The organism is Synechococcus sp. MVIR-18-1 (assembly GCF_014279835.1).
Lineage (GTDB): Bacteria > Cyanobacteriota > Cyanobacteriia > PCC-6307 > Cyanobiaceae > Synechococcus_C.
Genome location: NZ_CP047942.1, coordinates 2,178,460 through 2,196,880, shown reverse-complemented (window position 1 = coordinate 2,196,880; position 18,421 = coordinate 2,178,460). Strand labels below are relative to the sequence as shown.

At 55.2% G+C, this 18,421-nt stretch carries 21 protein-coding genes; 8 read left to right on the top strand and 13 right to left on the bottom strand.

All coding sequences use genetic code 11. The features are described from left to right. Position 1 precedes the first annotated feature (1 nt). Complete coding sequence (locus SynMVIR181_RS11915) at positions 2-505, top strand: CYTH domain-containing protein (protein WP_186589375.1); 504 nt, start codon at positions 2-4, stop codon at positions 503-505. 194 nt (positions 506-699) lie between these two features. Here the strand turns inward: SynMVIR181_RS11915 and SynMVIR181_RS11910 are convergent, their stop codons facing one another. Then, positions 700-951: a helix-turn-helix transcriptional regulator gene (locus SynMVIR181_RS11910; protein WP_186589374.1), complete on the bottom strand. Its 252-nt coding sequence runs from the start codon at positions 949-951 to the stop codon at positions 700-702. Positions 952-1,059: 108 nt separating this feature from the next. On the opposite strand from SynMVIR181_RS11910, the gene SynMVIR181_RS11905 reads away from it, so the two are divergent. Continuing rightward, positions 1,060-1,950: a methylenetetrahydrofolate reductase gene (locus tag SynMVIR181_RS11905; RefSeq protein WP_186589373.1), complete on the top strand. Its 891-nt coding sequence runs from the start codon at positions 1,060-1,062 to the stop codon at positions 1,948-1,950. On the opposite strand, the gene SynMVIR181_RS11900 is transcribed toward SynMVIR181_RS11905, so the two are convergent. The 6 genes from SynMVIR181_RS11900 to SynMVIR181_RS11875 form a co-directional block, all read right to left on the bottom strand. Then, the gene (locus SynMVIR181_RS11900) at positions 1,934-3,109 is read right to left on the bottom strand and encodes an NDP-sugar synthase (protein ID WP_186589372.1); all 1,176 of its coding nucleotides are present in this window, start codon (positions 3,107-3,109) and stop codon (positions 1,934-1,936) included. The genes SynMVIR181_RS11905 and SynMVIR181_RS11900 overlap by 17 nt on opposite strands. A gap of 45 nt (positions 3,110-3,154) precedes the next feature. Continuing rightward, positions 3,155-4,057, bottom strand: coding sequence for a segregation/condensation protein A (locus SynMVIR181_RS11895; protein ID WP_186589371.1), 903 nt, complete (start codon positions 4,055-4,057; stop codon positions 3,155-3,157). A gap of 57 nt (positions 4,058-4,114) precedes the next feature. After that, positions 4,115-4,504: a lipopolysaccharide assembly protein LapA domain-containing protein gene (locus tag SynMVIR181_RS11890; protein WP_186590664.1), complete on the bottom strand. Its 390-nt coding sequence runs from the start codon at positions 4,502-4,504 to the stop codon at positions 4,115-4,117. 85 nt (positions 4,505-4,589) lie between these two features. After that, positions 4,590-6,266 carry an NAD(P)H-quinone oxidoreductase subunit 4 gene (locus SynMVIR181_RS11885; RefSeq protein WP_186524001.1) on the bottom strand — a complete coding sequence of 559 codons (1,677 nt, stop codon included), beginning with the start codon at positions 6,264-6,266 and terminating at the stop codon, positions 4,590-4,592. 116 nt (positions 6,267-6,382) lie between these two features. Further along, positions 6,383-8,386 carry an NAD(P)H-quinone oxidoreductase subunit 5 gene (locus SynMVIR181_RS11880; protein WP_186589370.1) on the bottom strand — a complete coding sequence of 668 codons (2,004 nt, stop codon included), beginning with the start codon at positions 8,384-8,386 and terminating at the stop codon, positions 6,383-6,385. A gap of 34 nt (positions 8,387-8,420) precedes the next feature. Further along, the gene (locus SynMVIR181_RS11875; RefSeq protein ID WP_186589369.1) at positions 8,421-9,143 is read right to left on the bottom strand and encodes an NnrU family protein; all 723 of its coding nucleotides are present in this window, start codon (positions 9,141-9,143) and stop codon (positions 8,421-8,423) included. 114 nt (positions 9,144-9,257) lie between these two features. On the opposite strand from SynMVIR181_RS11875, the gene SynMVIR181_RS11870 reads away from it, so the two are divergent. Then, positions 9,258-10,253, top strand: coding sequence for a LysR family transcriptional regulator (locus SynMVIR181_RS11870; protein WP_186590663.1), 996 nt, complete (start codon positions 9,258-9,260; stop codon positions 10,251-10,253). On the opposite strand, the gene SynMVIR181_RS11865 is transcribed toward SynMVIR181_RS11870, so the two are convergent. Together SynMVIR181_RS11865 and SynMVIR181_RS11860 are read right to left on the bottom strand one after the other, a co-directional pair. Next, complete coding sequence (locus SynMVIR181_RS11865; RefSeq protein WP_186589368.1) at positions 10,250-10,852, bottom strand: DUF3172 domain-containing protein; 603 nt, start codon at positions 10,850-10,852, stop codon at positions 10,250-10,252. The genes SynMVIR181_RS11870 and SynMVIR181_RS11865 overlap by 4 nt on opposite strands. Continuing rightward, positions 10,849-11,196, bottom strand: coding sequence for an NAD(P)H-quinone oxidoreductase subunit M (locus tag SynMVIR181_RS11860; protein ID WP_186523997.1), 348 nt, complete (start codon positions 11,194-11,196; stop codon positions 10,849-10,851). The genes SynMVIR181_RS11865 and SynMVIR181_RS11860 overlap by 4 nt, the downstream gene beginning before the upstream one ends. A gap of 107 nt (positions 11,197-11,303) precedes the next feature. Here SynMVIR181_RS11860 and pds point away from each other — a divergent pair, with 107 nt between their 5' ends. Further along, on the top strand, positions 11,304-12,719 hold the full coding sequence (gene pds, locus SynMVIR181_RS11855; protein WP_186589367.1) for a 15-cis-phytoene desaturase: 1,416 nt from the start codon (positions 11,304-11,306) through the stop codon (positions 12,717-12,719). 3 nt (positions 12,720-12,722) lie between these two features. After that, entirely contained in the window at positions 12,723-13,631 is a 909-nt protein-coding gene (locus tag SynMVIR181_RS11850) for a phytoene synthase (protein WP_186589366.1), read from the top strand. A 22-nt stretch (positions 13,632-13,653) separates the two neighbouring features. Here the strand turns inward: SynMVIR181_RS11850 and SynMVIR181_RS11845 are convergent, their stop codons facing one another. After that, positions 13,654-14,094, bottom strand: coding sequence for an RNA-binding protein (locus SynMVIR181_RS11845; RefSeq protein ID WP_186544448.1), 441 nt, complete (start codon positions 14,092-14,094; stop codon positions 13,654-13,656). A 70-nt stretch (positions 14,095-14,164) separates the two neighbouring features. Continuing rightward, positions 14,165-15,325 (bottom strand): CCA tRNA nucleotidyltransferase, encoded by a 1,161-nt coding sequence (locus tag SynMVIR181_RS11840; protein WP_186589365.1) that lies wholly within the window; start codon positions 15,323-15,325, stop codon positions 14,165-14,167. 49 nt (positions 15,326-15,374) lie between these two features. Between SynMVIR181_RS11840 and SynMVIR181_RS11835 the strand changes: the two genes are divergently transcribed. Genes SynMVIR181_RS11835 through SynMVIR181_RS11825 form a run of 3 tightly spaced genes read left to right on the top strand, consistent with a single transcriptional unit; the run spans position 15,375 to position 16,833 of the window. Beyond that, on the top strand, positions 15,375-15,626 hold the full coding sequence (locus tag SynMVIR181_RS11835) for a Ycf34 family protein (protein WP_186590662.1): 252 nt from the start codon (positions 15,375-15,377) through the stop codon (positions 15,624-15,626). Next, positions 15,623-16,246, top strand: coding sequence for a tRNA (adenosine(37)-N6)-threonylcarbamoyltransferase complex dimerization subunit type 1 TsaB (gene tsaB / locus SynMVIR181_RS11830; protein ID WP_186589364.1), 624 nt, complete (start codon positions 15,623-15,625; stop codon positions 16,244-16,246). The genes SynMVIR181_RS11835 and tsaB overlap by 4 nt, the downstream gene beginning before the upstream one ends. Beyond that, on the top strand, positions 16,246-16,833 hold the full coding sequence (locus SynMVIR181_RS11825; RefSeq protein ID WP_186590661.1) for a YdcF family protein: 588 nt from the start codon (positions 16,246-16,248) through the stop codon (positions 16,831-16,833). The genes tsaB and SynMVIR181_RS11825 overlap by 1 nt, the downstream gene beginning before the upstream one ends. Here the strand turns inward: SynMVIR181_RS11825 and SynMVIR181_RS11820 are convergent. Together SynMVIR181_RS11820 and fabD are read right to left on the bottom strand one after the other, a co-directional pair. Next, on the bottom strand, positions 16,812-17,495 hold the full coding sequence (locus SynMVIR181_RS11820) for a 1-acyl-sn-glycerol-3-phosphate acyltransferase (protein WP_186589363.1): 684 nt from the start codon (positions 17,493-17,495) through the stop codon (positions 16,812-16,814). The two genes, SynMVIR181_RS11825 and SynMVIR181_RS11820, sit on opposite strands and share 22 nt — an antisense overlap. Positions 17,496-17,501: 6 nt before the next feature. Further along, on the bottom strand, positions 17,502-18,398 hold the full coding sequence (fabD, locus tag SynMVIR181_RS11815) for an ACP S-malonyltransferase (RefSeq protein WP_186589362.1): 897 nt from the start codon (positions 18,396-18,398) through the stop codon (positions 17,502-17,504). Between the last annotated feature and the right edge of the window lie 23 nt (positions 18,399-18,421).

Here is an 18,421-nt window from a genome sequence, read left to right as displayed (position 1 = left end):
GATGGCATTGGAGATTGAACGGCGCTTCCTGGTTGCAAATTCCGGTTGGCGTCTTCTGGCGGGACCCCCGCAAGCGCTACGACAGGGATATTTGTCCGCCTCGCCCGATGGATTCACTGTTCGCATGCGCTTGCGCGCAGATGGCAGGGCATGGCTGACGTTGAAGGCTCCTGCCGCCGGGATTGCTCGCCATGAATTCGAATACGACATTCCGGAGAGGGATGCGGAGGAGCTTTGGGCACTGACGCCCCATCGCGTGGTTAAAACGCGCTACTGCCTTCAACAGGAAGGCGGCGACTGGGTCGTTGATTGCTTTGAAGGAAGTAATTCACCCTTAATCCTGGCTGAGGTTGAGCTCGAGACCCCGGATAGCCCCTTGACCATCCCCGACTGGTGTGGCGTTGAAATTACAGGGGATCAGCGCTGGAGCAATGCAGCACTCGCCTGTCAACCACTTTCCATGTGGCCCAAGGATTGGATTGACCAATATCGCCTCCAAACCTAAAAATTCTTTCGATTTCCTTTAGGTTTGGAGCATGGCTCGCGAGGGAAACGGCATGCTTGGTCTTTACGACTCTGATGGCATCCTGCGTTTCACAGGCTTAGATCGAGAAGCCTGTCTCGCTTACGCCAGCTTATTTGGCCTTTCTTTGGCGAGCTGCTCGCTTACAGACATCCCCATCCCTCAACCTCTTCCGGTTAGGTCTCGTCGGAGGAATCAGGGGGAAGGACACAGCAATTAAAGCCGTCTCGACAAATTTTCCCGTGATCCATCGCCCAGTTCAACAGGGCCACTCGATTCTTTGAGCCGGTTTTCGTGAACACGTTGCTGACGTGGTTGTCGACCGTGCGCTTGCTGATCGTTAGTCGTTCAGCGATCTCTTGATTGGTCAGCCCTTCGGCCACCAGTTCGATGATCTCGATTTCGCGGCTGGAGAGGGAAACAGTCATTGAACAGGGCTCCTAGCCGATGGCCATTCTTCTTGGACCATGGTTTGCATCTTAAGCAGGTATGGAGAACCTGATCTTCCATAGTGTTCTGTAGTAGCGATCGTTCATTTGAGTTCAGCGCTGCAAAGCAGCCTCGAGGCTGGGACCGTCACCATTACGGCTGAAGTGATGCCTCCACGGGGTGGAGACCCATCCCATGCTCTCGAGATGGCAAGGGTCTTAAAAGGTCATGTCCATGCCGTCAATGTCACGGATGGCAGTCGAGCGGTCATGCGGATGAGCAGTCTTGCGCTGGCTCGCCTCCTGTTGGACGAGGGCATCGAGCCCGTACTGCAGATGGCCTGTCGCGATCGCAATCGCATAGCGATTCAAGCTGATCTCTTGGGTGCCCATGCTTTGGGGATTCGCAATCTTCTTTGCCTCACAGGTGACCCTGTTCGTGCTGGTGATCAGCCCAAAGCACGTCCTGTGAATGAACTGGAATCCGTGCGATTGCTACAGCAGGTCACGAGCTTCAATCGGGGCGATGATCCGGTGAAGGGTCAGCTTGCCGATGGCGCGACCGACATCTTCGCTGGAGCGGCTGCTGATCCCCAGTGTGCGAGCTGGTCGGGCTTGGTACGACGCATGCAGCGAAAAAAAGCTGCAGGAGCACGTTTTATTCAGACGCAGATGGTGATGGATGCTGCGGTTTTGGAGCGGTTTTGCCGTGAGATAGCCGAACCCATGCAGCTTCCAGTCCTCGCTGGTGTGTTCTTGCTGAAGTCGGCGCGCAATGCAAGTTTCATCAATCGGATGGTTCCTGGTGCTTGCATTCCCGAGAACCTGATCGCCCGATTAAAGGCCGCAGCAGACCCTGCGGCAGAGGGAATCCAAATTGCCGCTGAGCAGGTTCAGCAATACCTAGGAGTGGCTCAAGGCGTTCATTTAATGGCCATCAAGGCAGAGGAACGCATCCCAGCGATTTTGAAACAAGCTGGCGTCAGCTTGCCTGGGTGAGATCGGTGCCTAGCAGTTCTGCCATAGCTTTCTGTTGAGGAGAAGGCTCCACCAAGTCCTGGCGACGTGCATCCGTGATCAACCAATCAAGTGCCGCTTCTTGGAGATCAATGTGATCGCCTTCTTTGTCAACGCAATAGCGGCCAAACACAAGTTTCTCGACTAATTGCACGCCTGCCCCGATCCTGGAGTAATCAAAAATGATCGAGTTGTCGATTGTTGCGCCTTCGCAGATGTAGCAACTTGGTCCAATCATCGTGGGACCGATCAATGAGGCACCATCCTCAATTTTGGTCATTCCTCCCACGTAGATCGGGCCTTCAACGTTGATTTTGTCCCAGTTGGCCGCCACGTTTAGGCCCGTAAAGACCCCAGGCTTGACCTCTTTCCCAGGGACGCCAACTTGGCGAACGTCTCCTTGGAGAACGCTGCGAATGGCTTGCCAGTAATCAGGCACTTTGCCAATGTCGACCCATTCAAAATCCATGGGCAGCGCATAAAAAGGAGCCCCTTGCTTCACTAAAGCGGGGAATAGATCAGCTCCGATGTCGAAGGATGTCCCTGAGGGAATGTGCTCAAAAATCTCAGGTTCGAACAGATAGATACCGGTGTTAATCGTGTCGCTTAAAGCTTCTTCAACATTTGGCTTCTCTTGGAAAGCTTGGATTTTGCCGTCGTCATCACTTACTACCACGCCATAACTGCTCACCTGATCCTTGGGGACCGTTTTGGTGACAAGACTGGCAAGAGCCCCTTTGGCACGATGACGCCTAACGGCCTCGGTGAGGTCGAGGTCGATCAGAGCGTCGCCACATAACACCACAAAGGTGTCGTCAAAAAAGGTCTGAAAATCTTGGATTTTTTTGAGGCCTCCCGCAGACCCCAGGGCGTCTCCGATCAGTTCACCATCTTGAATACTGCCTTCGAAGCTGTAGGCGATTTCAACCCCGAAGCGCTGGCCATCGCGGAAATAATTCTCTATTTCCTCGGCCAAGTGAGACACGTTGACCATGACCTCAGTGAAACCATGTTCTTTGAGGAGCTCCAGCAGGAACTCCATCACCGGTTTCTGCAGGATCGGAATCATCGGTTTCGGGATCACATGCGTGATCGGCTGTACCCGGGTTCCCTTGCCTGCGGCCAGGATCATGGCCTTCATTGACGTACCAAGCTTGAAAACGTATTCCTCAACATACGAGGGTGATTAAGCGGCAATCGCGGGCAAGGTCGGCGTGATATCTGGCACTTCCAGACTTTTGATCGGCAACTGAGTGATTTCACCGGCAACGAGCAGTCGTTTTAAACGAATGGGTGCATGCAGCGAGCCCACTTGCTCTAGTTCCACCTGACTCTGAGAGGACAGAAATAAAAGGGCCCAAAACACCCCGACGCGGTCGGTGTCCAGGTCAGGTTCAGCCGCCTCTGCCCAGCGGCTGACAAGAAACTCGAAATCAATCCAGTGCAAGGCCTGCTCCCATCCTTTCAAGAAAATTCCTAAGGCTGCGGTGGTTTCAGGGAGTTTTTCTCGGTGAGCCAACGCCGCTACTTGGGCGATCGCCTCGCGATTGCTGAAGCGCTTTTGCCGCTGCCGCCGGCGCATGTCTAGTTCGTCTGTCTCTAATTGCTCGGCAATGGTCTCCAACTGTTCGATCAGTTCCCCAAGGGTGACGGGCCGCCTTAGGGGAGGTGGAGCAACAGGACGCCTTAGAAGGTGGCGTTCAGGGTGTCTGGGCAAATTGAAGCGGGGATCCAGCCAACCCTGCTCCATCAAGTCAGCGTCGAAGGCGTCTTCCAGCATTGGTTCTGGAGGGAGAGTGCTGGCTTCAAGCACTTCTGCTTTAAGCCCCACCAACACGGAAGCAGCGAGAAAGGCTTCGCTGCTCTCGGCTAAATCACGCTCGTAGCTGCCTCCCTGTTGGCCCAGCTGAGCGGCAACGCGTCTAGGAACTTCGATGCGTTGTCTGAGTTGATCTAAGAATCCGTCTACGACCGAAATAACGTCCACATCCCATGGATCGAGAGTGCCGCTTTGGGCGGCGTCCTGAAGAAGACGGATCGCGAGACGGGCGCCGGCATCAGCTTTCGAGGTCAGGCCGGCATCAGACACAAACAACCTCAATCTGATCGAAAGGTATCGGTCCAATCCCGTGGATGCCAGTCCCCTTTAGGACTGGGAATCGATGTCGACGGTCGGATTCACCGTTGAGCTTGAGGTCGATTCAGCGTTGGCTGAGGGCAGGAGCCCTAATTGGGTCTGCACCGTTGAGCGGTAGCGATCGAGGTCGGTTTCCAGCTCTTGAATGCGAACCTGCTGGGCTTCGAAGTCAGTGGCTTTGCCTAAGCGTTCCACCGTGTTGAGCATTCCGCTCCAGCTTGCAAAAAGCCAGGCAGCAGCAGCTCCGATGCCCGCCGATAGCAGCAGCAGGGCGGCCAGAGGCAAGGTGTAGTGCATCCACGGCAAAACGTTGACCGTGGTGGGGTTGGTGTTTTCCAACGTGAAAAACACCGTGCCGAGTCCGAAGATGAAAATCAGACTGAAATTGATCTGACGCATGGCGAACAGAGTGTGCGACAAGCGTCTGAAAATTAAGGAGCGATTCAGGCTCTGAATCGCATTCGCAGAGAAAGGACGAAGATCTTTACGAGATGGGCTGGGTGGCCTCTGTCAGTTTTGGTGCTGAGAACAGCGCTGGCACAAGGGAAGTGCTGCGGATTAAAGGTGCTGTTGGTCGTTTGATCCTTTCCATCGCATCGACGTCCCGCTTCACAAGAGCTGAGATCGTATTGCTGTAGCTGTCAGTCATCAGTTTTGGATAGAGCCCGATCCCAATGATTGGAACGAGCAGGCAACCAATGATGTAGACCTCCCTGGGCTCAGCATCCACAAGATTGGAGTGAGACACCAGTTCACTGTTTTCTTTCCCGAAAAAGATCTCTCTCAACATCGACAGCAGGTAGATCGGAGTCAGGATCACCCCGATGGCAGCTAACCCATCAATCACGATGCGGAAGCTGAGGGTGTAAGCCTCATCGGTGGCAAAGCCTGTGAACACCATCAGCTCGCTGACGAATCCGCTCATGCCAGGCAGGGCGAGGGAGGCGAGGCAGCAAACAGTCCAGAGGGCAAACATGATGCGCATTTTTTGGCCAATGCCACCCATTTCATCCAGCTGGAGGGTGTGGGTACGGTCGTAGGTGGCACCCACAAGAAAGAACAGACTGGCTCCGATCAGTCCATGACTGATCATCTGAAGCATGGCGCCACTCGTCCCTAACTCGCTGAAGCTGCCAATGCCAATCAGCACGAAGCCCATATGGCTGATGGAGCTATAAGCGATCTTGCGTTTGAGGTTGCGTTGCGCGAAGGATGTGAGCGCTGCGTAAATGATGTTTACGACTCCCAGCACCACCAGAAGGGGTGCGAATTGGGCATGTGCTCCGGGCAGGATTTCGGCGTTAAAGCGCATCAATGCATAGCCACCCATTTTGAGCAAAATGCCTGCCAGCAACATGTGTACTGGTGCGGTGGCCTCCCCATGGGCATCAGGAAGCCAGGTGTGGAGGGGAACAATCGGTAATTTCACCCCGAATGCAATCAACAACCCCGCGTAACAGAGCAGCTCAAATCCAGTGCTGAATCCCTTTTGGGCTAAAACGCTGTATTCAAAATTGGGCACTCCACCGCCAAAAAAGCCCATGGCCAGGGCCGCCAAGAGGATGAACAGTGAGCTGCCAGCTGTGTAGAGAATGAACTTTGTAGCCGCGTATTGACGTTTCTTTCCGCCCCAGATGGCCAATAAGAGATAAACCGGAAGCAGCTCTAGTTCCCAGGCGAGGAAGAAAAGCAGCATGTCTTGGACAGCGAAGACGGCAATTTGGCCGCCATCCATCGCCAGGATCAAGAAGAAGAACAGCTTGGGTTTAAAGGTCACAGGCCAGGCGGCCAGAACCGCCAAGGCTGTGATGAAGCTTGTGAGCAGGATCAGCGGCATCGAGAGGCCATCAGCCCCGACAGCCCATGTGAGCCCAAGATTGGGCAGCCAGCTCACCCGTTCCGACAGTTGGAGTCCGCTGTAACTGGGGTCATATCCCGTGAGATAGGCCGCAGCAGTGATGAGGAAGGTGGTGAGGGCAATACCGAGCGCAAACCAGCGCACTTGTTTGCCATCACCCTCGTCTGGCACGAATGGAACGATGAAGGCCCCAACGATGGGGAACAGGATCGAAAGGCTCAACCAGGGGAACGTGGCCGGAACGATACCGCTTGAGATGTCGAATGCCGGATCAAACGGTGCACTAACGGCAAACTCGAGCACGGGACAGGTCTTTCACCACTGCTCGGAGTGTAGAAATCTTGGGCGAACGCGCATCCACTCGATAGGCGTTGACACACATAACCCTCACCCCTGAAGGCTCGGAATTCGAAGATCGCTCAGCCCAGGGCCCCGAAGAGGACCACTAAGGCAATCACTCCACCAAACACAATGAGGGCATAGAACTGGGCTCTGCCGGTCTCGAAGTATTTGAGACCTTCGCCACTACCAAGGGTGAGCAGACCGGTGAGATTCACCACCCCGTCCACAACCTTTGCATCCACTTCCAGGACTTCACGGGCCAACTTGCGGCTGCTGCGAACGAACAATTTCTCGTTAATGGCATCTAGGTACCACTTGTTTGCCAAGAAGGCGTTGATGGTTGGGAAGCGAGCGGCAACCAGTTCGCCAAGGTCGATGCGGCGCAGTGCATAGGCGAGGACGGCCACTGTTAGGCCGGTGACTGAAATGGCGACGGAGGCGCCTGCGAGCGGAAGGAATTCTCCCCAGCTGAAATGTTCGGCCATTTCCGCTGCCTCTTCGGGATTCAGCAGCCCAGCAAAGCGACTGTTCCAGGGTGTTCCAAGCAAGCCGATCAGGGCTGAGGGAACCGCGAGAACAGCGAGCGGAAGGGTCATCGACCACGGCGACTCATGGACACTTCCGGCGGCATGGTGATCATGACCCTCTTCGACGTTCTTGCCGGAGGCAGCCATGAGTTCTTGTTGCAGAGCTGAATCATTGCCTCGGAACTCACCTTCAAAGGTGAGGAAGTAGAGGCGGAACATATAAAAGGCGGTCATGCCCGCAGTGGCAAAGCCAACTGCCCAGAGCAACGGGAAACTGTTGAAGGCTTGGCCAAGGATCTCGTCCTTGCTCCAGAAGCCAGCTAGGGGTGGGATGCCACTAATGGCAACACAACCGATTAAGAAGGTGATGGCCGTAATCGGCATCTTTTTGCGAAGTCCGCCCATCAGTCGCATGTCTTGGGCGAGGACAGGTTCGTGACCCACCACATCCTCCATGGCGTGGATCACAGATCCAGAGCCAAGGAACAACATCGCTTTGAAAAAGGCATGGGTCACCAGGTGGAACATGCCAGCAACGGGAGCGCCGCAACCCATGGCCAGCATCATGTATCCCAACTGCGACACAGTGCTGTAAGCAAGCCCCTTTTTGAGATCCATCTGGGTCAGAGCAATGGAGGCGCCTAAGAAGCAAGTGATCGTTCCAATCACGGCGATGAACGTGCCCACAGCCGGGAACTGGCTATACAGAGGTTCCAGCCTGGCAACAAGGAAAACGCCTGCAGCGACCATGGTGGCCGCGTGGATCAAAGCAGAGATCGGTGTAGGACCTTCCATGGCATCAGGCAGCCAAACATGGAGAGGAAATTGGGCCGACTTGGCCATTGGCCCCATAAACACGAACAGGCAGAGAGCGAGCGCTGCCCATCCAGGCACCACTCCACTGCTGACCGCTGCTGATAATCCATCGGCAATGCCTTGGAATCCAAAGCTTCCGGTGGCCCAATAGAGCCCAAGAATGCCGAGCAGAAGTCCGAAATCGCCAACGCGATTCACGACAAACGCTTTCTGGGCTGCATGAGCGGCGCCTTCGCGGTCGTACCAGAAGCCAACCAGGAGGTAGGACGCCATCCCCACCAGCTCCCAGAACACATAGATCTCCAGAAGATTGGGGCTCACCACGAGCCCCAACATGGAGCTGCTGAAGATGGCTAGATAGGTGAAGAAGCGCACATAGCCCTTGTCGTGGGCCATGTAGCCGTGGGAATAAATCATCACCAGCAGCGCCACCGTTGTCACCAAGGCGAGCATCACAGCTGCAAGAGGGTCGACGACGTACCCCATCGGAAGGCTGAAGTCTCCAGCACTCGCCCAAATGAACAGATGCTCTGCGGGGGGTGCTCCACCCAACTGCTCGAACAGAACGGCATAGCTAATGACCGCTGCAGCTCCAATGCAGCTGATCAGCAGCAAGGCAACGGGTTTTTTAAGCCGGTTGATGGTGCGATTGAAGCTAATCAGACCAAGCCCTGTGATCAATGCCCCAACGAGAGGGAGCACTGGGATCAGCCAGGCAAAATCGGCAGCCGAAGGCATCCGAGTGAAGCAGAGTGTTTTGAGTGTAGGCAGCTCAGCTCAAAAGCCCTTCAAGTCGTGAGTGAAGGAACGCGATGCTTCCTAAGGAGATAAAGCGATGAGCCCACCAAAAAACTCCCACGGCGATCGCGATGCCGAGTTGTGCAGGCCGCAGAAACTCACTCCAAACCAGGGTCTGGCGTCCATCTAAAACAGCTGCAAAAGGCAGCACAGAGGTGCTTTGTTTCAGCTTTAAGAAGTCATCACCAAATCGAGCCTGTAGGCGTCGGTCTCCATGCCACACCGAAAAAAGGTGATGTCCGATCAGGCCGATGCAGGTCACGACCATGAAGCTGCTTCCGATCCAAAGGGCATGGCTAAAGCACCAGAGAACCTGACCAACGGCCTGAGGGTGTCGGCTAATCCGGATGATCCCGGTGGCATAGAGACGCACTTGCGGCTTCAGGACAGCGGGAATCTCAAGCAGGTTGTAAGTGGCTGGATACAGGAACAGAAAACTGATGGCCGTTAGCACCCAGATCACTGGTACCAAGCCAGGTACACCTTGAAGATTCCAGAGCCTGATGCCGTCATACCGATGGGCAAGGAAATAGCCGATCACGACAATCGCTGAGGGAATGCTCAAGGCGGCGAACAATACGCGCCAGGCTCTGGCCCCGATTTTGGCTTCAGCGCGAGTGCGAAGGGCAGCCCCACCGCTGTGAATGACAGCGAAAACCAAGAGCAGCAACAGCATCACCAAGCTGGACTGATGCATTCCGCCGCTTAGGAGCTCATCCAAAGAGTTGCTGCATGAAGGGTGATTCTGAAGGGCGGTGGGTTCCTCCCCTCTAAAGTTTTGGAGCTATCCCTGCCGGGTCGGCTGTCGCTTATGGCCGATCTGCCTTTCACACTGGATCAGCTGCGCATCCTTCGCGCCATCGTGAGCGAAGGCAGCTTTAAAAAAGCTGCCGATAGTCTTTACGTCACGCAGCCAGCGGTCAGTTTGCAGATCCAGAACCTGGAGAAGCAACTTGAGGTGTCCTTGTTTGATCGAGGCGGTCGCAAGGCTCAGCTCACAGAAGCCGGTCACTTGCTTCTGAGTTACTGCGACCGAATTCTGAGTCAATGCCATGAGGCATGTCGTGCTTTGGATGACTTGCATAACTTGAAGGGCGGATCTCTCGTGGTGGGTGCAAGCCAAACCACGGGGACCTATTTAATGCCCCGAATGATTGGTCTGTTTCGGCAAAAATTTCCGGATGTGGCAGTGCAGCTGCATGTTCACAGCACGAGACGAACGGGCTGGAGCGTGGCGAATGGTCAGATCGATTTAGCGATCATCGGCGGTGAATTACCTGCTGAGTTGAATGAGTTGCTTCAGGTGGTTCCTTACGCAAGTGATGAATTGGCACTTGTGCTTCCTGTGAAACATCCCCTGGCTCGCTTGCCAGAACTCAGCAAGGAAGATCTGTATCGATTGGGTTTTGTTTGTTTAGATGCTCAGTCCACCACTCGGAAAATGGTGGACCAGCTCCTGTCTCGTTCTGGTTTGGATGTGCAGAGGTTGAGGATTGAGATGGAGCTCAATTCCCTTGAGGCCATCAAAAATGCTGTGCAATCGGGTTTGGGAGCTGCTTTCCTTCCTGTGGTTTCGATTGAGCGGGAGCTCACAGCAGGCAGTTTGCACAAGCCATCAGTGGTGGGCTTGCAGGTGCGGCGCCAATTAAGGCTGATTACCCATCCCGCTCGCTACTGCTCTCGGGCTGCAGAAGCATTTCGCTGCGACGTTTTGCCGGTGTTTGCCAGCGCCGATAGTCCTTTGCGTCAGCCAAGGACTGCGGCCATAGGGACAGAGCCCTTGGTCGCAGAGCTCGACTCTCCCTAAAACTGATCAGCTTCCGGCGTGATTCCAACGGTGTCGTCGGCGATCCCTTTGGTCAGAAATTTGTTTTGTGTGATATCGGTTTGATAAACACAGCGAACGACGGGTTTGTCCCTCACGGATCCGATGTAAGCGAAGGTGTTCATTCTCTGTTTGCACTGCCTTTCCTGAGCAGCGGTGACGGCACCTTCTTTGCGTAAAACAGACCAGTTTTCTCGGCGAATCACGCAGCCAGGCTGGAGGGTGGGCTGTGTGACAAAGCTGCTGGATGGGTTGAGTGTGGTGTACATCTCTATGTCCATCACAAAAGCACTCGCTCCCCACTGCCTGCAAAACTCCGGATCAGGCACCGCCATATCCAACTGTTGGCTGCTGGCGATGTTGCCTTGATCGCCCCCTGTGGTGCTCGTGACGGCACTGCCAATGCCGATCCCCACCACCAAAACTCCGGCGAGCACAGCAATCCTGGTGGTGTTGAAACGACCTCCTCCATCGCCACCATCGTTGTTGCCCTGTGGAGGGGGGCTGTACCGAGCTCCTCTTCGCTCATCAGGCCGACGTGGATTTCCGCCCCGTGGACGGTCGTAGGGGGAGCGGCTCACAGCAGTTCAGGTGTGCGGGGCAGGCCCATGGAGTAATTCAGAACCCGGCAATCAGGGTTGTAGCTCAGCTGGCCTGCCTGAAGGAGCTGGCGAATCGTTCCTTCTAATTCAGAGCCGATCCGTCGGAGGTTGTAATCGTTCAGAGGCTGGCCGGCATGGGCGTCAACTAGCTCACGGAAGCGTTGTTGAACGGTTTGAACGCAGCTGTCGTTCCATAGGAATTCATTGTCTGGATCCAGGTCGAGAGTGAGCTGATTGGGGTCTGGTATGAGCCGCCCGTCATTCACGCGAGCTGTGAACAGGCGCACGTGGCGAGTGGTGCTCTTCAGCAGGGTGTCGGCCATGGGGGCTTGTATTGCGTAAGGACACCGCGCTTGCGGTTGGTGACGACTTTAGGAAGCGAACGGGGTCGTGATCCTTTTAAGGTTGTCTTCAAATTCTGGTTTGAAGCATGCGTATCGCCATTGCAGGAGCAGGTCTGGCTGGTCTCTCCTGTGCGAAATATCTGGCGGACGCGGGTCATACCCCCATCCTCATGGAAGCCAGGGACGTTCTTGGCGGCAAAGTTGCGGCTTGGAAAGATGAAGACGGCGATTGGTACGAAACGGGATTGCATATTTTTTTCGGTGCTTACCCGAACATGCTGCAGTTGTTCAAAGAGCTAAATATTGAAGACAGGCTCCAATGGAAGAGCCATTCGATGATCTTCAATCAGCCAGAGGAGCCTGGTACTTACAGCCGCTTTGATTTCCCAGACTTGCCGGCTCCTATTAATGGTGTCGCGGCAATTCTCGGCAATAACGACATGTTGTCTTGGCCTGAAAAGATCAGCTTTGGCCTTGGCTTGGTGCCAGCGATGCTCAGAGGGCAGGGTTATGTGGAGGAGTGCGATAAATATTCTTGGACCGAGTGGCTCAAGCTGCACAACATTCCAGAACGCGTGAATGACGAAGTCTTTATTGCCATGAGCAAGGCTTTGAACTTTATTGACCCTGATGAAATATCATCAACCGTGCTGCTCACTGCTTTGAATCGGTTTTTGCAGGAAAAGAATGGCTCTCGGATGGCATTCCTAGATGGAGCCCCCCCAGAGCGTTTATGCGATCCGATCGTCGAGCATGTTCAATCGCTCGGTGGTGAAGTGCACCTGGATAGTCCCTTGAGAGAGATCAAGCTCAACCCTGATGGAAGCGTTGCTGCTTTCCATATTGGAGGAGTGAAAGGAAAGGAAAGTTTTGATCTCGTTGCAGATGCTTACGTCAGTGCCCTTCCTGTGGATCCCTTCAAGCTGTTGATCCCAGAGCCATGGCAGCAAATGGATGTATTCCGCAAATTGGATGGTCTCCGCGGCGTGCCGGTGATCAATATTCATCTCTGGTTTGACCGCAAGCTCACTGATATTGATCATTTGCTGTTCAGTCGTTCGCCCCTGCTCAGTGTTTATGCCGATATGAGCATCGCTTGTAAGGAGTACGAAGATCCTGATCGATCAATGCTTGAGCTTGTCTTCGCTCCTGCGAAGGATTGGATTGGTCGTAGTGATGAAGACATCATTGAAGCCACTATGGGAGAGCTCCAGAAGTTATTCCCGATGCATTTTGGGACTGATAACCCTGCCAAACTCCGTAAGTCTAAAGTTGTAAAAACTCCTTTATCGGTGTACAAAACGACGCCTGGTTGTCAGCAGCTGCGGCCTGATCAAACAACCCCAATTAAAAACTTTTTCTTGGCCGGAGATTATACGATGCAGCGTTACTTGGCTTCCATGGAGGGGGCTGTGTTAAGCGGCAAACTATGTGCTGAGGCTGTGGACCGCAAGCATGACCAACTGTCATCATCATCTGTTAGTGAGCCGGTCTCGGCCTGAGTCATGACTCTCGCAGCTTCGGATCTCGATGCTGCCTTCGAGGCCTGTCGCTCTGAGACGGCCGAGTGGGCAAAGACATTTTATTTGGGCACTTTGTTGCTGCCGCTTGAGAAGAGACGTGCGATTTGGGCCATTTACGTCTGGTGTCGACGAACCGACGAGCTTATGGATAGCGAGGAGGCTCAATCACATTCTGTTGATGAGCTTGCCGAGCGACTCAATCGTTGGGAAGAAAAAACCAGAGCACTTTTTAACGGCCATGTCGTAGATGATCTAGATGCGGTGATGCTCGACACCTTGCAAAAGTTTCCGCAGGATATTCAGCCTTACCTCGACATGATCGAAGGACAGCGGATGGATTTATCTTGGACTCGCTATCCCACTTTTGAAGATTTAAAGCTTTACTGCTACCGCGTGGCTGGAACAGTTGGCTTGATGACCCAGGGGGTCATGGGAGTCGACGAGGCGTATACATCTGCTCCATGGAGTGAATGCCCTGACCCCTCCGATGCAGCCGTTGCTTTGGGGATTGCGAATCAACTCACCAATATTCTCCGCGACGTAGGAGAAGATCGTTCGCGCGGGCGAATCTATCTTCCCCAAGAAGATCTGCGCCACTTTGGAGTGAGTGAAGATGATCTCTTGGCTGGAAGGATCAACGAGGCCTGGATTGAGCTGATGACGTTTCAACTGTCCCGTGCCAGGGAATGGTTTGTCCGCTCAGAAGCTGGAGTGCGTTGGTTGTCTGCCGATGCGCGCTGGCCTGTTTGGACTTCTCTTCGACTTTATAGAGGAATCCTGGACGCAATAGAACGCAATAACTATGACGTCTTTAATCAACGTGCTTTTGTGGGTAAATTAGGTAAAGCCCTCGAACTTCCGAGATGCTTTGTGATCGCTCAGTCCCGCTAAGTGATCACAAAGCTCAAGAAAATCAGACTGTTGTTTTCTGATCCGCGAGTAAATCCTTAAGTTTGGATAATTCTCCGGCCCAGCGTGGGTCTGGGGCTGATTCGGCTTTGGCGTCGCTGTGAACCACTTTGTTCACGGCCTTGCGTGCTGAGCCTGGGGCGTTGCCAGGGCCGCCGGGGCCACCACGGCGACCACCTGCGCCACCTGCGTTGCTCTCGCGTCGTTCAGAGCGTTCTACGCGCAGGGTGTTGCCATTGAAGTCCTTGCCGTTGAATTGCTCGATCAAAGCATCAGCAACTTTTTCATCGTCGACATTGGCGAAACCAAAGCCGCGGCATGCGCCCGTTTCTCGATCGAGAACGGTCTTGAAGCGGATTCCCTCTCCCACGCTGGTGAGTTGGGTTTCCAACTCTTTCGCTTCAAAGGTTTGCGGCAAGTTGCCGATGTAAAGACGCACGCTCATGAGACGGGGGGGAGAGAGAGAAGAAAACTGCCTATCAGGCCGATCGCTGTCGTTAAGGCAAGTCAGTTAATCACAGCGGCTTGTGAATCCAGGCGCGCGCGCACTGAATGGCGTCGTCTTGGCTGCGAATTCGACCAAAGGCTTGTTCCAGGCAAAGATGATCAATGAGTTCCCCTAATCGGGGCCCTGGAGGCAAGCCAAGCTTCGTCTGCAATGTTCGACCATTGAGTGGTGCACTGGGATGAAATAGTTTGTCTTCCTGATCACGCCACCGACTCAGCCATTCCCTTTGTTGCTCCATGGGCCAAGCCAGTGTGAACGCAGGAAGATCTTCTTCAAGCTCTTGATGCAGGATTAATCGCTCCCTCTCATTCAGAGTGTCGGCGCCTTGCTGTTGATCTCGCATCCACCACCTCCGCAGTCGCTTACTGCGTTGGATTTGCTTCCGGCTGAACCGCAATTCGTTCACGCCTTGATCGCTGAGCAACTGCGTTAAGCGTGCGAGTGGCAAGGCGAGTTGTTGTTCTTGTTTTGTCAATGCGTCTGCGTTGAACGTTCTTTGCGGTTGATCGGAGCACCATGGCGCGATCAATTGCAACGAGTGCAGCAAATGGATCGCCTGATCGGCGCTGTTGGCTTGAACCAGCTTCAGAACTTCAGCCTGAATGCGCTCTGGTGCCACTTTGGGTAAGAGGTGGCGATGGCGGGCAATCATCTCAAGAGTGGTCTCGTCAATCGTCATCGAGAGCTCGGCAGCCAGTCTTAGGGCTCTCAACAGCCGGAGGGGATCATTCAGCAGGTTCTGTTCGTTGACAGCAGTGATGCGTCGAGCGCGTAGATCAGCAAGACCGCCGCTGGGATCCAAGAGCTTTGGGTCAGGAGTGAGGGTGAGAGCAATCGCGTTGATTCGATAATCACGTCGCAAGAGATCAGCGGTGAGGTCATCACCGTCTTGTCTTGCAAGATCGATGGTCCAGCTCCCCAGCACCAGGCGGGCCATATCTCTTTCACGATCGAGCACCACGCAGGCGCCACCGAACTCTCGAGACAGTTTGCGGACCTGTTCCAGCGCATCCGCTGGAACCACCATGTCCAGATCTGGATGGTCTGGCAAACGGTTCAGCAATCCGTCACGGACGGCTCCGCCTACCAGCACCGTCCCTGCGGGTAGGCGGTCGAGTGGGATCGGCCAGCGTTCCGGCTGCAGCCGTGTCATAAGTTGACGCGCCATGTGGCCGCCCTCCCCCTCCAAGATGGAGTCCTCTACAGAGGTGGGGTGCATGTGCATCTGCGTGAATTGCCGCTGGGTGGATCGTTGTCAGGCCTATCACGCGGTGGAACGTCAGCATGGTGTGGCTCACCTCACTAACAACCCTGACGTGAGTCCCCAAGATCCACGCATTCATATCAGTCTTCATGACCTCAGCGGGGGTGGCGTTGGCGTGGAATGGGATGTGCGAGCTTGCGCCAGCTTTGAGGCTGATGACGGACGATGGCAGCGATTGCGTCCTGAGCAGGAGTTGCCTCGATGAGTCGTTGGCTGCTGGCTATGCATAGCTCGAGTGAAACCCTTGGCCTTGCCGTTTGCGACGCTGAAGCCCCCGCTGGGGGAACTCGCATCCTGTCTCGCCCGATGGGACGTCAGCTCACGAATGGTTTGATTTCTGCTGTCGAGGAAGTGCTCCCTCGCGCGGAATGGGCTTCGATTGGCCGTTTGGCAGTGAGTACAGGTCCGGGAGGGTTCACGGGGACTCGCTTGACCGTGGTGATGGCACGCACTCTGGCCCAGCAGTTGGGGTGCCCTCTCCATGGTGAGAGCAGTTTCGCTTTGATGGCCGCACGCTTATCCGTGGCCTTGCCGGCTAGTCAGGCATTGGAGCCGTTCTCGATTGTGCAGACCCTTCCCCGTCGGGGTCGCGTAGCTGGGCGCTACCGCCTGCGTTCAAATTCAGATCCTGTGGAGGAGCTGGAACGTCCGCGTCTACTCAGAGAGGACGAGGACCCATCTCCTGCGTTGACCATGGAGCTTGATGTTGCGTCGGATGTGCAGCATCTGCTTGAGCTTTGTTGCCAATGGGATCTGGAGGACACTCCTGGCCCATGGGAGCCTGTTCTGCCCATCTACCCCACATCGCCTGTGGGACCCGTCTAATGGCCCCAGGTTGGCGCTCCTCGCTAGTCGTCCTTGCTGCTCTGGTGTGGGCCAGCACTGCGGGCCCTTTAAAGCCATTCCGTGAGGCCATCTCAACGGTTGAGCCTCCGCAACGCATCCTCGTACTGGGTGGAGATCTCGATCGCGAACGGGTAGGACTGCGCTTGGCGCAGCAGTTGGAGCTTCCTTTGGTGGTAAGTGGCGGCAGTAATCCGGAGTATGCGCAATGGCTTTTACGGGATGCGGGGATGGACCAAAGCCGGGTTGTGCTCGATTACAGAGCCAAAGACACCTTCACGAATTTCACATCTTTGGTGGATGACTTGAAACGCGATGGTGTGAGGCACGTCTATCTGGTGACGAGCGAAGATCATTTGCCCCGTGCCATGACCGTGGGACGGCTGGTGGCGGGAAGCCGAGGAATTCGTCTCACTGGGGTGCCCGTTGCTTGTCAACCTTCCTGCCGGAAGGAGACGTTAGGCAAGCGCTTGGGTGATGGGATCAGAGCGCTGACCTGGGTCATCACAGGTCGAGATCTCAAGCCTTGGGCTCTTCGGAATTGGCCTCAGGGATTTCCCACGCCTTGATCGATTAAGGCATTAATTCGCCGCTGAAGCTCACGGGTGGTGGCCTCTAGCTCAGGCTTTTTCCGACCGGTTGGCGCAGGGATTGGCTCTCCGATGCGAAGGGCAACGGGAAGAAGCCTTGGCCAGCCCCTCCCTGTGCCGAGGACTCGATGGCTGTTGATGATTGCCACAGGGAGAAGGGGCGCTCCACTGCGCGCAGCAAGCAAGGCTGCACCTGGTCTTGGTTGATTGACGCGGCCGTCCGATTGGCGCGTGCCATCAAGAAAGACACCGATCGCCCAGCCCTCATCAAGTCGAGCCGTTGCTGTACGGATCGCTTCTCGATCACTTGCTCCCCGTTTCACCGGGTAAGCGCCGCAGGCGCGGATAATGCTCCCCAAGATTGGAATTCGGAACAGTTCGGCTTTGGCCATGAACGCAACAGGACGGCCCAGTGCGTGGCCAAGGAATGGTGGGTCGAGATGGGATCCGTGATTTGCGACTACAACCAAGGGGCCTTGAAGCGGCACCAAGGCGTTGCCACTGGTGTGCCCTCTTAAGAGACCTCGAAAGACAGGAAACACAAGCAAGTAGCTCACGAGCTGGTACATCAGGCTCGGTTTTGGCGTGACGGACGTCACAACAGCAGAGCCGTCGCTCGGGCTTGGCACAAGAGGGGGCATGGCTTCTTAGCGACCTAAATCAGCAGAGCTTGAAAGCTGGACGGTTGTGACACCCGTCATGCCCCTTTTGGCTAGGCCACTGAGCACATTTCCAGGCCCCACTTCGATCAAAGTGTCGACCCCCGCTGATGTCAGCGTCTCCATGGTTTCTCTCCAGCGAACGCCCGTGGTCATCTGCTGAGACAAGCGTTGCTTCAATTGAGAGGCGTCGCTGCAGGGGGTTGGATCGGTGTTGCTCAGCACAGGGAAGCGAGCATCTTCGAAAGCCAGGCCTTCCAGGTGGACCTTGAAGGCCGCAGCCGCTTCTGCCATCAAGGGAGAGTGGAAAGCTCCGGAGACGGCGAGGGGAATTGCGCGCTTGCAGGTGAGTTGCTCACTCACGCTTTTCACAGCTTCAGGGTTCCCTGAGATCACGACCTGCGCAGCGCTGTTGTCATTGGCGATCACCACGCCATCTGTTTTGTTGACAAGGCTTTCAAGCTGATCGCGGTCAAAACCGATGACGGCCGTCATCGCCCCTCCTCCAGCGGCTGCCATGAGCTCGGAGCGCCGCTGCATCAAGGCAAGGCCTGTGGACACATCAAAGACACCGGCGGCGTACAGCGCCACAAGTTCTCCGAGGCTGTGGCCAGCGACAAACGCTGGCTCGCGCTCCTGCCTGCGCAGTTCATCCACAATCAGGCTTTCAACGACGAAGAGTGCTGGCTGGGTGTTGCGGGTGTCGTTGAGATCAGCGGGATCGGCTTGCGCATCGGCCTCCCCTTGGCAGATCGCCAGTAAATCTCTGCCAAGCAGTCGGGAAGCAAGTGCAAATCGTTCTTCCGCTCCGGGAAGGGTCAGCACGGGCGCAGCCATGCCCGACTTCTGAGACCCCTGTCCGGGGAACACCCAGGCAATCGTCATCGTTGGCAGGTAGAGATGGCTGG

What these genes read in the sequence shown, in the direction of transcription:
- SynMVIR181_RS11915 (WP_186589375.1), top strand. Translation starts at nt 2, where the DNA reads ATGGCATTGGAGATTGAACGGCGCTTCCTGGTTGCAAATTCCGGTTGG.
- SynMVIR181_RS11910 (WP_186589374.1), bottom strand. Translation starts at nt 951, where the DNA reads ATGACTGTTTCCCTCTCCAGCCGCGAAATCGAGATCATCGAACTGGTG.
- SynMVIR181_RS11900 (WP_186589372.1), bottom strand. Translation starts at nt 3,109, where the DNA reads ATGAAGGCCATGATCCTGGCCGCAGGCAAGGGAACCCGGGTACAGCCG.
- SynMVIR181_RS11890 (WP_186590664.1), bottom strand. Translation starts at nt 4,504, where the DNA reads ATGCGTCAGATCAATTTCAGTCTGATTTTCATCTTCGGACTCGGCACG.
- SynMVIR181_RS11880 (WP_186589370.1), bottom strand. Translation starts at nt 8,386, where the DNA reads ATGCCTTCGGCTGCCGATTTTGCCTGGCTGATCCCAGTGCTCCCTCTC.
- SynMVIR181_RS11875 (WP_186589369.1), bottom strand. Translation starts at nt 9,143, where the DNA reads ATGCATCAGTCCAGCTTGGTGATGCTGTTGCTGCTCTTGGTTTTCGCT.
- SynMVIR181_RS11870 (WP_186590663.1), top strand. Translation starts at nt 9,258, where the DNA reads ATGGCCGATCTGCCTTTCACACTGGATCAGCTGCGCATCCTTCGCGCC.
- SynMVIR181_RS11860 (WP_186523997.1), bottom strand. Translation starts at nt 11,196, where the DNA reads ATGGCCGACACCCTGCTGAAGAGCACCACTCGCCACGTGCGCCTGTTC.
- pds (WP_186589367.1), top strand. Translation starts at nt 11,304, where the DNA reads ATGCGTATCGCCATTGCAGGAGCAGGTCTGGCTGGTCTCTCCTGTGCG.
- SynMVIR181_RS11850 (WP_186589366.1), top strand. Translation starts at nt 12,723, where the DNA reads ATGACTCTCGCAGCTTCGGATCTCGATGCTGCCTTCGAGGCCTGTCGC.
- SynMVIR181_RS11845 (WP_186544448.1), bottom strand. Translation starts at nt 14,094, where the DNA reads ATGAGCGTGCGTCTTTACATCGGCAACTTGCCGCAAACCTTTGAAGCG.
- SynMVIR181_RS11840 (WP_186589365.1), bottom strand. Translation starts at nt 15,325, where the DNA reads ATGGCGCGTCAACTTATGACACGGCTGCAGCCGGAACGCTGGCCGATC.
- SynMVIR181_RS11835 (WP_186590662.1), top strand. Translation starts at nt 15,375, where the DNA reads ATGTGCATCTGCGTGAATTGCCGCTGGGTGGATCGTTGTCAGGCCTAT.
- tsaB (WP_186589364.1), top strand. Translation starts at nt 15,623, where the DNA reads ATGAGTCGTTGGCTGCTGGCTATGCATAGCTCGAGTGAAACCCTTGGC.
- SynMVIR181_RS11825 (WP_186590661.1), top strand. Translation starts at nt 16,246, where the DNA reads ATGGCCCCAGGTTGGCGCTCCTCGCTAGTCGTCCTTGCTGCTCTGGTG.
- SynMVIR181_RS11820 (WP_186589363.1), bottom strand. Translation starts at nt 17,495, where the DNA reads ATGCCCCCTCTTGTGCCAAGCCCGAGCGACGGCTCTGCTGTTGTGACG.
- fabD (WP_186589362.1), bottom strand. Translation starts at nt 18,398, where the DNA reads ATGACGATTGCCTGGGTGTTCCCCGGACAGGGGTCTCAGAAGTCGGGC.